At 42.0% G+C, this 13,381-nt stretch carries 9 protein-coding genes; 3 read left to right on the forward strand and 6 right to left on the reverse strand.

Annotation, left to right across the window (positions count from 1 at the left end):
- Positions 1-165: 165 nt before the first annotated feature.
- Together IPO83_06370 and mce are read right to left on the reverse strand one after the other, a co-directional pair.
- On the reverse strand, positions 166-933 hold the full coding sequence (locus IPO83_06370; protein ID MBK9730893.1) for a GNAT family N-acetyltransferase: 768 nt from the start codon (positions 931-933) through the stop codon (positions 166-168).
- Positions 934-1,127: 194 nt separating this feature from the next.
- The gene (mce, locus tag IPO83_06375) at positions 1,128-1,535 is read right to left on the reverse strand and encodes a methylmalonyl-CoA epimerase (GenBank protein ID MBK9730894.1); all 408 of its coding nucleotides are present in this window, start codon (positions 1,533-1,535) and stop codon (positions 1,128-1,130) included.
- An 85-nt stretch (positions 1,536-1,620) separates the two neighbouring features.
- Here mce and IPO83_06380 point away from each other — a divergent pair, with 85 nt between their 5' ends.
- The 3 genes from IPO83_06380 (at position 1,621) to IPO83_06390 (ending at position 3,772) form a co-directional block, all read left to right on the forward strand.
- Positions 1,621-2,838, forward strand: a complete 1,218-nt coding sequence (locus IPO83_06380) for an IscS subfamily cysteine desulfurase (protein MBK9730895.1) — start codon at positions 1,621-1,623, stop codon at positions 2,836-2,838.
- Positions 2,839-2,903: 65 nt separating this feature from the next.
- Positions 2,904-3,323 carry a Fe-S cluster assembly scaffold IscU gene (gene iscU, locus IPO83_06385; protein MBK9730896.1) on the forward strand — a complete coding sequence of 140 codons (420 nt, stop codon included), beginning with the start codon at positions 2,904-2,906 and terminating at the stop codon, positions 3,321-3,323.
- Between the two features lie 122 nt (positions 3,324-3,445).
- Positions 3,446-3,772, forward strand: coding sequence for an iron-sulfur cluster assembly accessory protein (locus IPO83_06390; GenBank protein ID MBK9730897.1), 327 nt, complete (start codon positions 3,446-3,448; stop codon positions 3,770-3,772).
- A 72-nt stretch (positions 3,773-3,844) separates the two neighbouring features.
- On the opposite strand, the gene IPO83_06395 is transcribed toward IPO83_06390, so the two are convergent.
- From IPO83_06395 to IPO83_06410, 4 genes are all read right to left on the reverse strand, one after another.
- Positions 3,845-5,851: a S9 family peptidase gene (locus IPO83_06395; GenBank protein ID MBK9730898.1), complete on the reverse strand. Its 2,007-nt coding sequence runs from the start codon at positions 5,849-5,851 to the stop codon at positions 3,845-3,847.
- 296 nt (positions 5,852-6,147) lie between these two features.
- Entirely contained in the window at positions 6,148-7,560 is a 1,413-nt protein-coding gene (locus IPO83_06400) for a RagB/SusD family nutrient uptake outer membrane protein (GenBank protein MBK9730899.1), read from the reverse strand.
- A gap of 44 nt (positions 7,561-7,604) precedes the next feature.
- The gene (locus tag IPO83_06405) at positions 7,605-10,688 is read right to left on the reverse strand and encodes a TonB-dependent receptor (GenBank protein MBK9730900.1); all 3,084 of its coding nucleotides are present in this window, start codon (positions 10,686-10,688) and stop codon (positions 7,605-7,607) included.
- Positions 10,689-10,956: 268 nt separating this feature from the next.
- Complete coding sequence (locus IPO83_06410; protein ID MBK9730901.1) at positions 10,957-13,188, reverse strand: CotH kinase family protein; 2,232 nt, start codon at positions 13,186-13,188, stop codon at positions 10,957-10,959.
- Positions 13,189-13,381 lie beyond the last annotated feature (193 nt).

Genomic DNA, 13,381 nt, shown 5'->3' on the forward strand with positions numbered 1-13,381 from the left:
ATCGTGTTGTGAGTGCTGATTGTATTTCCCTTCGAAAACTCAGGGAACATTATTTTCTGAGCTTGTCCAATGGTGGTTATAAGACGTCGCACCGAGATATCATTCCACGCTCTTCCAGAATTATTATTCGTTCAAATGATTTTAGCTTTGAATTCAGACATACTGTTAATTATTTGCTATGGACGGCAGTATTTTGCCATTAACGCTGATCAGTTTATCCAATCGGATCACCAGGTTATTTTCCAGTTGCATAAATTCTGCTTTGTTTTCAATGAAGAACGTTTTGATTATTCCTGTTGAAATTATCCGGACTCCAATCTCATTCCTATACAGTATTTCAATATTCTTTTTTGATGTGGCCAGTGCTTCCAGTTCATCATAAAAATTACAATTGATAGGCGAATAGCTTGGTTCTTTCCAATCAGGATTTTCTATTTCAAACCATAATCCGGGATGCTCATCAAATTTCATTTCCCTCACGAAATGCATCCCGCAATGCTCCAGCACTTTAACTGAAGCAATATTACCAGCCATCACCCTGCCGATGATGCGTTTATAATGCAATTGATGAAAACCGTAATCTACACAAGCTTTTGCTGCTTCGCTTCCAATGCCCTGTCCCCAGAATTTTCTTGAAAAACGATACCCCAGATCCACTTCACCGGTTTCACTCAAGTCTTGCTGAAATTTTAATCCGCACCAACCTGTAAATTCATTGCTTGCTTTTAAAATCACGGCCCAGCGGCCAACTCCATATTTTTTGTACTGATCATAATTGAGTAGAAAGTTTTTTGCGGCATTTACGCTGGCAAATGCACCATCACCCACATACTTTACCACTTCCGGATCATTGTTGAGGTCGAAGAAATTTTGATAGTCATCTTGTGAAAGTTCACGAAGTAAGAGGCGTGGTGTTTCGAGGATGAATTTCATGGCTTTCAGTGAAGCTGTCACGACTGATGGTGAATAGTTAAATTGCTAAATGGTTAAATGGTTGCGGCGAAGCCGGAGCGGTTGAAACATTGCCATCTCTGCTTAACAGGAATTTCCACCGGCTTTGCCCAACAGTTTAGCAATTAAACAATGCATCAATTGCTCCTTCAAAGCGACGCTCCAAATCCTGATTCCTAATTCTCCCTGATTTCCTCACACAATTCTACCAATACACCATGCGAATTTTTAGGATGCACGAAGCAGACCCATTTGTTATCGGCACCACGTTTGGGTTCTTCATTCAGCAAAACAAAACCTTCAGATTTAAGCCGGCTCATTTCTTCGCGAATATTGCTCACCGCATAAGCGATGTGGTGAATGCCTTCACCTTTCCTTTCAATAAATTTTGCAATCACTCCGTTCGGATCACTGGATTCAAGCAATTCAATTTTGTTCGTACCTACCAGGAAAAAAGAGGTGGTAACATGCTCGCTACCCACCACTTCCGTTTTGTACTGCGCCACACCAAGCAATTTCCGGTAGGTTTCATTGGCAGTTGCAAGGTCTTTCACTGCGATGCCGATATGCTCTATTTTTTCCATGAAAAAGAAGTGTTTACTGTAAACTTTTTGCCTAAATTTGCGTTTAGATTAATTCTAAATAAAGAAAATCTACTGCGCGAAATTTATGTTAAAACTACCGATTTACCTCGATAACAGTGCAACTACTCCGGTTGATCCGCGTGTGCTGGACATCATGATTCCTTATTTCACTGAGAAATTCGGGAACGCTGCAAGCCGCAGTCATCCATTTGGCTGGACTGGTGAAGAAGCCGTAGATTATGCGCGCGAGCAGGTAGCCAAGCTGATAAACGCGGATCCTAAAGAAATCATTTTTACTTCAGGAGCTACAGAGTCAAACAACCTTGCTTTAAAGGGTGTTTTTGAAATGTATGCTACTAAAGGAAACCATATCATTACTGTTACCACTGAGCATAAAGCCATCCTTGATACGTGCAAGCATATTGAAAAGCTGGGTGGTCAGGTAACCTATTTGCAGGTGAATGATCAGGGAGAGATTGATTTGAATGCATTGGAAGCAGCTATTACCGATAAAACTATTCTGATTTCAATTATGTATGCCAACAATGAGATTGGCGTCATTCATCCTGTCCGGGAAATTGCTGCTATCGCGAAAAAACATGGCGTGCTGTTTCATTCCGATGCCACGCAGGCTGTTGGGAAAGTACCAATAGATGTGCAGGAAGACGGCATTCACCTGATGTCATTTACTGCACATAAAATGTACGGACCGAAAGGCATTGGAGCTTTGTATGTTCGTCGCAAGAATCCCCGTGTGAAAGTAACCGCTCAGATGGATGGTGGCGGACATGAACGCGCTATGCGTTCTGGCACGATGAATGTGCCTGGTATTGTGGGTTTTGGTGCGGCGTGTGAAATCTGCATGAAAGAAATGGAAGGTGAATCAGTAAGGCTTTCTAAGTTGCGTGATAAGCTGGAAAATGCGTTGTTGAAATTAGAAGAAGCCTATGTAAACGGAAATCCCGCACACAGACTTCCTCACATCGCCAACATTTCTTTTAAGTATGTGGAAGGTGAAGGATTGATGATGGCGTTTAATAAAGACATTGCTGTTTCATCCGGCAGTGCCTGCACTTCAGCATCACTTGAACCATCTTATGTTTTGAAAGCGCTTGGATTAGGTGATGATCTTGCTCATTCATCGATTCGATTTTCGCTGGGAAGATTTACTACGGAAGAGCAGGTTGACTACACTATTCAACGTTTGACAGATGCAGTAAATAAATTGCGTGAATTAAGTCCGCTGTGGGAAATGTTTAAGGAAGGAATTGATGTAAACAAAATTGAGTGGGCAGCGCATTAAACTTTAAATTTTTTATCAACGACTAACAACTATTAACTATTCATCATTAACTAACCATCAATCTCATGGCATACTCAGAAAAAGTGCTGGAACATTACGAGCATCCTAAAAATGTAGGAACACTCGATAAGAACAAGAACACAGTAGGAACCGGATTGGTAGGTGCACCTGAATGCGGTGATGTGATGCGTTTGCAGATTGAAGTAGATCCTGAAACACAAACCATTATTGACGCAAAATTCAAAACCTTCGGTTGTGGTTCTGCCATTGCCTCTTCTTCTTTAGCAACAGAATGGCTGAAAGGAAGATCACTGGACGATGCAGCCACACTCGATAATATGGACATTGTAGAAGAGCTTGCATTGCCTCCTGTTAAAATCCATTGTTCGGTATTAGCTGAAGATGCAGTGAAAGCGGCGATCAACGATTACCGTGTGAAGAACGGAATGGAACCGATTAAGCTGAAAGAAAGTGTGGTGCATTAGTCTGAAAAAAGACGTAAGACGTGAGACGTAAGACGTAAGACTTGAAGACATGTTATCTGTCTTACGTCCCTTAGTCTTCAGTCTCATAGTCTTTAGTCCTTAAGTCTTTAATCCTTTTCAACATGATTACTGTAAGCGAAAAAGCAAAAACTAAAGTAGAGGCACTGACCCACGAGGCAGGGCTTGACCCTGATTATTTTGTGCGTGTGTCTGTAGTGGGCGGTGGTTGTTCCGGTCTTTCCTACAAAATGGATTTTGACAATGAGTCGAAGAAAGACGACCAGGTATTTGAAGACAAAGGATTGAAACTCGTATGCGATCTTAAGAGTTTTCTTTACCTGTGCGGAACGGAGCTTGATTTTTCTGACGGGCTCAATGGCAAAGGATTTCACTTTGTGAATCCGAATGCAACGAGGACGTGTGGGTGTGGGGAAAGTTTCGCAGTGTGAATGATAAAAGAAATAATAAAAAAGTCTCTTCAGAAAATTGAAGAGACTTTTTTATTTTATGCATTGAAACTTTTAGTTTTTCAAATGCCCATCAAACCAATCTTTCCTCCTCTCATAACGATCACGAAGGTAGCTTGGGATGCTGAGGCCGTGGTTTTGATCGGGATAGATGATGAGTTGTGTTTCAACACCAAGACTTTTTAATGCCTGGTACATCTGTTCTGAATTGAGCAAGGGAACATTAAAGTCTTTTGCGCCGCACATAAAAAGTGTGGGTGTTTTTATTTTATCGGCGTGAAGGAAAGGCATTGAATTTTTGACGTAATTATCAAAGTTTGCCCAGGGAGTTCCCAATTCTGCTTCGTACTCCCGGATGTACATGTCGGTGCCGTAACCTGCGAGTGCATTGCCGATGCCGGCTCCGCTGATCGCACATTTAAATCGCTGATCGCGTGTAATGGTGTAGTCCGTCGCAATGCCACCATAACTCCATCCTTCCACTGCTAATTTATCCGGATTGGCAATCCCGTTTTTCACGAGATAATCAACACCTGATAAATCATCTTCAATGTCTACTGAACCCCATGCAGCAAATATCGCGGTAGCAAATTTTTCGCCTTTGGTAGTACTGCCACGTGGATTCATGGAAACGGTTACATAACCCCAGGAAGCATATAGTTGCCAGTCGAATGCCCACTCATTCTGATTCTGACTGGTAGGTCCGCCATGTATCTGAAGAATAGCCGGATATTTTTTTCCTGCTACATAATCAGCCGGCAATACCATAAAGCCACTGATCATGGTGCCATCTTTACTTTTCGATTGAAATTCTTTGGTGGTTGCCAATTGATGTCGTGAAAGCCAGCCATCATTCTGGCGAGAGAGTTTTCTGAATCCATTTTCATCCTGCACAAAAATTTCCTGTGGAATCATTGGCGTGGTGTATTGAAGGGCAATTTTATTGGCCCCAAGTAATTCATAATCGTAAACTGTATGGCGGCCGGTCATTACTTTTTTAATTTCTCCACCCTCAACAGAAATTTTATCCAGGTCAAGGTTCTGGTCGTCTTCCGCGATGAAATAAATTTCTTTGCTGTCCGGCGACCATTGCGGATTCCAAATATTACGATCGTATGATGCTGTAAGAATTTTCGCAGCACCACCTGCTACAGGCACGATCGCTAAACGTTGTGTGGCATAGTAAATCAATTTTAACGGACCACCTGCTGTGTAAGCAATGTATTTTCCATCCGGACTCCACGATGGTGCTGCTTCATAAGACGGATCATTATCATTGCCGGGATTCGTGGTGAGTTGCCGGGGCGTGGCGTTTGGCCTGGCGTCAACAACATATACATCATAGTTGTCGTCGCGGTCCCAATCTTCACGTGCGCGTTTGCTGATAAAAGCAATTTGTTTTCCATCAGGACTCCAGGAGGGAAGTTGTTCTTCAAAATCGCCGGCTACAATTCTTGAAGTGTCGCCGGTGATTGCATCCATCACATACAAATGTTTGCGGGAAGTAGTGAGGTAACCGGAATAATCTTCCTTGAAATAAAAACGATCAATCACAATTGGCACAGGTGTTTCTGTACCTTCGATGTATTCAGTAGTGTCGGTTATGTTAACGATCAGCGCAATTTTTTTTCCATCAGGGCTCCAGGCATACTCTTCAACGCCACCTTTAAAAGAAGTTGCTTTTTTTGCTTCTCCACCATTGCGATTCAACAACCAGAGTTGGCTGATTTCGTCGGTATCTGATCTTGAAGAAAGAAATGCGAGGTAATTATTATCAGCACTCCAGCGTGGTGTGGATTCACTTTCTTCTTTTGTATAGGTGAGTTGCAGCGTTGTTTTTCCATCCCAACTAGTCATCCATATGTCGGTGGTGAAATCATCTTCTTCAAAGTTGGTGGAAGAGACAGTATAAGCCACCCATTTTCCATCAGGAGAAATAGCAGGTTCAGTGACATCATGAATACTGTCTGCGTCTGCGATAGTGATGGGGTTTTTTGATGGTTGTGCAGAGCATATACTGGAAGCAATTGAAACAAGAAAAATGAAAATGACGTGGCGCATTATTATTGGTTGAGTTGAAGAATTAAGAATTTAGAATTAGGAATGGTGCTTTTTAGGTGGCCTTACAATTTATCGACAAGCTTAGTTAAGATTGGTTAGAATATCCCGATAAAAAAAAACGGGACAGGTCGGATTTCGCTCAACAATTTTAGATTTAGGAATTAAACGACTGCAGATATTTTAATCGGCTGCTGCTTATTGTTTGATTTTAACACGCTGAAGAAAAAAGTAGCGGACATCCATCGGATAGGTCTCTGCGCAAAAGCTTCACAAACTATCCGATGGATGTTCGAGTTTTAATAACCCGGATTCTGTACGAGATTTTTATTTACATCCAATTCACGTTGCGGAATGGGAAACACCATTTTATTATCGTTGTAAGGCATGGTTCCTACTACCAGGTGCAACCGTTTTACATCGTGATATTTGAATCCTTCGTGTGCAAGTTCAAGTCTTCTTTCCAGCAAAATATCATCGAGAGCAACGGTGGAAGCAGCGGCAAGTGCTGCCCTTACGTGTACTCTGTTGTAATCATCCAGGGGATTTCCACCGGTTGAAGTGCCGAGGCGCTGATTGCTTTCGGCACGAACGAGGTACATTTCCGCGAGGCGGATGACAGCGATATTCGCGTATTGATTTTTCCATTTGCCGGAAAGATAATCACCGGAACTGGTATAGAAGAGTGCTTTTCTATCATCACCTTCAGGATACAAAGCGAGGTGTGCGTCTTCAATCAAAATATCACGACGGCCACCGTTGGTAGCATTGGCAAAAAATTCATTCATCGAATTATTGCCATCCTGTTCAGAGATCTGAATAGAGAAGACAGATTCCTTGGAATCTTCCGATAGGTTAAATACATCCTTATACGCTGGAATCAGGCTATATTTTCCAGATGAAATTACACGATCCGCGGCATCGCGTGCATTTTCATAATCACCTTTTTGCAGATAGATTCTTGCCAACACCGCTGCAGCTACAAATTTATCAGCATATACATTGTTACTTTCCGGTAGCAGACTTTCAGCTTCTACAAGATCGCTGATTGCCTGCGCATAGCATTCTTCCACCGTATTTCTTGAAGGTGTAGAAGTTTCATCAATCACGATAGTTGGTGCAAGCACAATCGGCACTGCCAACTGACTGTTTACCTGGCCCACTTCATATTGTTGTCCGAAATACCTCGCCAGTTCAAAATACATCCAGCCACGAAGGCATTTTGCCTCGCCTTCTACCTGCGCGCGATCTTCTTCGTTAACTACTGACAGAGCAGAAAGTACATTGTTGCAGATATTAATGCAATTATAGGCATCTGACCAAAATGCTTCCACATCAGAATTGGCGACCAGTATCTGGCGGTTAAAAATTTCACGTGGCGCCTCAAAGGTTCCTACAAAAACCAATTCTCCTTCTCCCGCATAGAGTTCGGAATTTCTAAGAATGTTACCTCCGAATAAGTCGTCCTGCGACAACTCATCATACGCACCGACTAAAACCTGTTTCACGCCTGCATCATTGCTGAGCGATGTTGCGTTAGTGAGGTCCTGGGCAGGTTGAAGATCAAGCGTATCCTTGCAACTATTAAAAAATAAAATTACTGCCACCATGGATGCAACATGCATGGATTTTTTTATTGCATGAAATGAATGATAGGCGGTGGAATGGATGATATTCATTTTATGTTTTTTACTTTTTGTAAGATTTTTCATTTTGATTCTTTTACCGGTTAGTTAATTGGTTCGAAACAATCTGATCACAATCCAATCGTAACTCCAAACACAAAGGTTTTAGGTTGTGGTGCGCTATAAAAATCAATTCCAGCAATCACATTTGCTTCTTCCGGCAGCACATAATCTGATGTAACTTCAGGATCCCATCCACGGTAATTTGTAATAGTTAACAGGTTGTAGGCTGAGAGGTAAATCCGAAGGTTCGTCAGTTTCGCTTTTTTTATGAGGCGGCTTGAAAAATCGTAGCCAAGTGTAAGTGACTTGAGCCGGATGTACGACCCATCATCAATATAGCGGCTGGAACGCGTCTGATCGCCATTGTCAAATCCGAGTCTTGCCTGCGGTACATCAGTTATGTCTCCCGGATTCTGCCACGAATCCAGCATATGTGTTGTTTGATTATCGTAAACAGCACCATTCGATTCCATCCAATGATCTCCGTTCAGGTTGATTTGATTGCCATAAACACTCTGTGTGGCAACATCCAGTGAGAACCCTTTATACGAAAAGCTGTTTGAAAAGCCTGCGATGAAATCAGGATTCGGATCACCGAGCACTACAAAGTTGGCAAGATTGAAATCGTTGGTGGTTTCGGTGGAGCCTTCTGTTCCGTTCACATACCACAATGCATCTCCGTTTGCAGGATCCACACCGGCGTATTCTGCACCATAAAAAACGCCCAATGGTTCTCCGACTTTCACCACATTCAAAACATCAGATCCTCCATTGTCAATAATATCTTGTCCCGGCGCGAGTTCGACCACTTCATTTTTGTTGGCGGCAAAATTTATACTGGCTGTCCATTTAAATTCCCTTACCAGGATATCACCATTGACTACGATTTCCACACCATTGTTTTTCATCTTACCAATATTCTGCGTCTGCAATAAGATGCCGGTGGTGGCCGGAACAGGAACATCGAGCAAAAGATTAGAGGTGTTTTTTATATAATAATCCAGTTCACCGTTTAAGCGGTCGCCGAAGAAACCAAAGTCAATTCCCAAATCAAACTGAAAGGTTCTTTCCCAGGTGAGATCAGGATTTTCAATAGTAGAAGGATACAATGCCGGATTGCCATTGTAGGAAGCGACACCATATTTTCCGATGTAATCAAAGTCTCCAATTTCCGCATTACCGATTTCACCAGCACTTGCTCTTACTTTCAGAAAACTGATGACAGGAATTCCTGTTAAGAATTGCTCCTGGCTTAAAATCCATCCGGCGGATGCAGAAGGGAAAAATCCATAGCGTTTATTTTCCCCGAAGCGGGAAGACCCATCAATACGACCTGTGAGTGAGAATAAATATTTCTCTTTGAAGTTGTAATTGGCCCTGGCGAAATAGGAGATAAAACGATACTGTGTGAAGTAACTTGTTCCATATACAATCTGTGAAGCGCTTGCCAGCGTTTTCAAATCATCATTTGGAAAACCCTGACCGTCCACTTTCTGATAAAACTGAGAATAGGGTTGGTATTCCATGCCACCGGTTGCTTCAAGGTTATGTATATTATTAAAGTTTTTCAGGTACGTAAGCAACAGCTTCGTATCATAATTTTCCACGCGCGACGCATAGGCTTCACCATATCCTCCAACAGATTGGCCGAAGTTGGAACGGCTGCCTGAATAACGGTCGGAAGTGAAGTTGGTAAAATCACCGCCCGCTTCTCCACGAAGGGTAAGTGAAGGAAGAATATGAAAATTCGCATAGATGTTTCCAACTGTCCTGAAGGTGTAATTATTTGATTGAGTGTATTGCGCTTCGAGCAATGGATTAAAATAAAGCGTGACAGGTTCTTCATTTAGTTCTCCCAATGTATCTCTTGGCGGAGTTAAAGGCGACTGTGCAACAATCTGCATGGGTGATTCAAAGTAATCATCGTTCGGGACATCATTATTCAGACTGCGGCTCATCTGCAGCGACGTGCCCAGGTCAAACTTATCTGACAACTTGCTGTCAAGATTAATTTGAATGCTGCCACGATTCATATAGTTATTGATCAGAATACCATCCTGCTGCGAGTAACCGCCGGCAATGAAATACTGCAGTTTGTCGGTTCCTCCTGAAACGGAAGCATTCACATCGCGCGAAGTAGCTTTTTGAAAAGCAAGTGACTGCCAGTCGGTGCTCACTTCCCTGGTTGTCCAGTCAGCCCAACCAGAATTTCTGTCGAATTGTTTATGTACATCTTCGAGATAGTCGTCAATTGCTTCCTGCTCTGTATCGTAATTGCTGAGGCCATTTGCAAAATCATATTTACCGCCATTTACAGCAGCCTGTTCAAAATAATTAACGTATTGATCAGTGTTCATGAATTCACGCAGCCGTGTTGGTTTGCTCCAACCTTGCTGATAGTCTATGGTGACTTTTGATTTACCTTCCTTTCCCCTTTTGGTGGTGATAAGCACCACACCATTTGCGCCCCGGGAACCGTAGATGGCGGCTGCGGCGGCATCTTTCAGTATACTTACGGACTCTATATTATTGAAGTCAATATCATTAAGTGGGTTGATGGAAAGATTGACTTCATCGTTCACTGCTTTGGTATTAATCGGAATGCCATCGACCACGTACAATGGCTCGTTGTTGGCAGTGATGGAAGAAGAGCCGCGCACACGTACTTTTATTGCACTGCCAACTTTTCCATTGTTTGTTTCCACAAACACGCCTGCGGCCTTTCCCTGCAAAGCTTGCTCAATGGAAGTAACAGGCGCGCGGGCAATGTCTTCGCCTTTCACCTCGGCAATACTTCCTGTTACTTCCGTTTTTATCTGCGTTCCATATCCAACCACCACCACTTCTTTCAACAGTTGTTCTGTATTGGAAAGCGAAACGTCAATGGTAGATTGATGGAGGAAATCAATCTGCTGTGTTTCATAACCAACATATGAAAAGATGAGCGTTCCGCCGGAAGTGGGAACATTCATGATAAATTTCCCTTGTCCGTTGGTAATGGTAGCTGTTTGGGTGCCTTTGATGATAACCGTTACACCATCAAGTGGTCCATTGTCTGATTTGTCAATGACTGTACCGGAAAGTGACCGGTTTTGCGCAATAAGCGGAGCATAAAAAAGCAGGCTCATCGCGAGGAGTAAAATTTTTCTCATGGTTCAAGGTATTTTGGTTCAAGGTTCTTATAGGGTACATAAACGTAATAAATTCCTTTTGAATTAGGTTAATTAGGAATTGAGAATTAGAAATCAGGAATTAATTCTTAGCTCTGAATCCTCCGATGGATTGAAGAAATTGGGGATTAAGAATTGGGGCATCGCTTCCTTTGTAGTCATTCTGATGAAGGAAGCATCTATAATTGCTTTGCTTTTATCAAGTATGACTTATAATAAAGTACGAGTTAGCAGAAAGCCTTTGGGGAAGCTATTGTTTGATTACTGTTTCGAAATAATTTTTTGAACCGTCAAAAAGTTTAATCAGGTAAATGCCTGCGGACAAATTATCTGTAAGCAAGTTGATTGGTTGTGCTCCGGATAATTTTTGTTTCAATACTATTTCACCAAGACTGTTGATGAGTAATATTTCAACTTCTTGATTTGCAAACGGCAACTGAATATTTAATTGATTTGAAAATGGAGAAGGAAATGTTTTGAAATTATTTTTAACCTGCTGATCTATTCCCGTAAAAACATTTACATTAATTATGGTATCGTACATTGCTGTACATCCATAATACTGATTAACAGTTAATGTAACAGTGTAGCTGCCTGTGTTGGCATACACATGCACAGGAATCTGTTCGGTTGAAAATGTACCATCGCCAAAACTCCAACTGAAATCAGCACTTGTAATTGCAGGAATAAATTTAAATCCTGCCGGCGCTATTTGTTCGGTTGTAAATGTTGCATTAGGAGCAGCTACATAATCAATAGCCACCGCATCATCAAGCCAGGCAAAACGGTTGGTGATAAAATTTTTAAGTTCATCAACAAAATAAGGAGGATTGGTGACACCCAGCTCGGCCCATTTTTTAAAATTGCGTTCTGCAGGTTGTTCCAATAAAGTTTGAAGTGAATCGATGATTTCAAAAAATGCTTCATCTTTTATTATTGCCTCCCGCAAAGAAGTATACCTGCAATACACTTCATTCACCCATTCAGGATCTTCCCGGAATTTACTCCACCAAAAAGGAAAAGGCCAGTAAGGATGCGTGATTTCCCAAACCCAACCTTGTTCTGTTCCGGGAGCAAAGGCGCGATCGTAATCCCACGGCGGGCCGATGTTCAGTTGTCCGCCATTCGTAATTTTTTCTTTGTACAGAAAAGTGCTGCGACCGTAACTGTCGTAGTTGGCGCTGAATTCATTTACGATCATGAAATCAATAAATGATTTTACGGAAATAAATTTCCGGTAACCATTTACACTATCGAGAAACAAATTGCCATGCAGCGCATTTTCAAAACTATCAACATAAGCATGAATATAATCGAACTGCTCCGGTTGAATATCTTCAATTTGTGGTTCCACCATTTTATAGGCAACGGGTAATTGGCAGGTTGAATAATTGATGGGAAGGTATAAGCTGTTCCAGTCGTTTGGATATCCGTTTTCATTGATTTCAATAATGTAACCACCTGTCAGTTCGTCGCCTGCAATGTCCTCAGGTTTTAAGTCAGCGATATCAACCCTGTTCTCATCACGTTTTATTTTTTCTGTCAAGGTATAAACGCCGATGTATTCGCCATTCAGCATCACTTCGCAAAACATGGTGCGTGGTGCATAGCGTCCCATCCTTCTACTCATTTCATAAGTGATCGTATTTTTCATCAGACTAAAGTCGAGGTATTCGGCCTTTAGTATAAAATCGTTTTCTGAAGGAAGTCCTAACAACACTGTATCTATTTCAAGACTGTCAATATCCACAAGGTCAAAGTCATAGTTTTTTTTGGGATAATACGGACCGGTAAAGCCCTGCAGCTCCGTCATTATTTTTCCAACATACGCATAGTCGGTATCTGTTGGATGGTTCAGGATTCCGGGACCGTGGTCGATGATCTTCATTTCCGCCGCAACTTTTGGTTCACTAAATATTTCCTGTCCATTGGTATTGATAAGTATCAGCGGCAGGTTGGATTCAGTGAAGATGAATGGAATGGCAGGGTTATCACCGAAAGTAATTTGAAAGTTGTGCAGTGTTCCTTCATCCTGCGGGTAGGTATCATTGCATTGCAGCTTCCAGGTACCGTTTGGATTTTGTCCATTGTTGATCAATCCGAGATCGCCCATGGCGGCATACATACCGGTAAACGGTGCTGAACCACCACCGACAGGATTCGGTGAAAAATCATTCAGGCAGGTATAAATAAAATTATCACCGTCACCGCCCACGCCGGAAATCAGCAACACTGTTGTTCCATCCGGTGAGATGAGTTTAATCTGGAGATCGGAATCCCAGGTATGCGTGATATTGAAACAAACACTTTCCAGCCCGAAAGTGGTGTCAATTACATTCGGTAATCCGCTGACTGCAAGATCGAAAGTGACCACAGTGCCATTGTCGGGAATCACTTCATTTACTACTGTGTAATACGTTTGCGCTGATGCATGAAGCGTGGTGATCACAAGAAAAACCAGCGACATAAATTTTATTTTCATAAAAAAATCGTGGTTGGTTTTTTTGAAATGGAAAGCAGCTACGTATTTATGGTTGCAAAATAGTTATTTCAGTTGGGTGTGATTGAGGAATTGCTTTGTGATGAAGTTATAAAAGCACTTCGGCAAGCTCAAGGAACATTTTCGACAGTCACAGTCTAAACGCTGTTCATTAATTTAATTTTTCTTCACGTTC

This window comes from Chitinophagaceae bacterium (assembly GCA_016717285.1).
GTDB lineage: Bacteria > Bacteroidota > Bacteroidia > Chitinophagales > UBA10324 > JACCZZ01.

Bases quoted from the DNA above. Each gene is read 5' to 3' on its own strand.
- IPO83_06405 (MBK9730900.1), bottom strand. From the start codon at position 10,688: ATGAGAAAAATTTTACTCCTCGCGATGAGCCTGCTTTTTTATGCTCCG.
- mce (MBK9730894.1), bottom strand. From the start codon at position 1,535: ATGGAAAAAATAGAGCATATCGGCATCGCAGTGAAAGACCTTGCAACT.
- IPO83_06410 (MBK9730901.1), bottom strand. From the start codon at position 13,188: ATGAAAATAAAATTTATGTCGCTGGTTTTTCTTGTGATCACCACGCTT.
- IPO83_06370 (MBK9730893.1), bottom strand. From the start codon at position 933: ATGAAATTCATCCTCGAAACACCACGCCTCTTACTTCGTGAACTTTCA.
- iscU (MBK9730896.1), top strand. From the start codon at position 2,904: ATGGCATACTCAGAAAAAGTGCTGGAACATTACGAGCATCCTAAAAAT.
- IPO83_06395 (MBK9730898.1), bottom strand. From the start codon at position 5,851: ATGCGCCACGTCATTTTCATTTTTCTTGTTTCAATTGCTTCCAGTATA.
- IPO83_06400 (MBK9730899.1), bottom strand. From the start codon at position 7,560: ATGAAAAATCTTACAAAAAGTAAAAAACATAAAATGAATATCATCCAT.
- IPO83_06390 (MBK9730897.1), top strand. From the start codon at position 3,446: ATGATTACTGTAAGCGAAAAAGCAAAAACTAAAGTAGAGGCACTGACC.
- IPO83_06380 (MBK9730895.1), top strand. From the start codon at position 1,621: ATGTTAAAACTACCGATTTACCTCGATAACAGTGCAACTACTCCGGTT.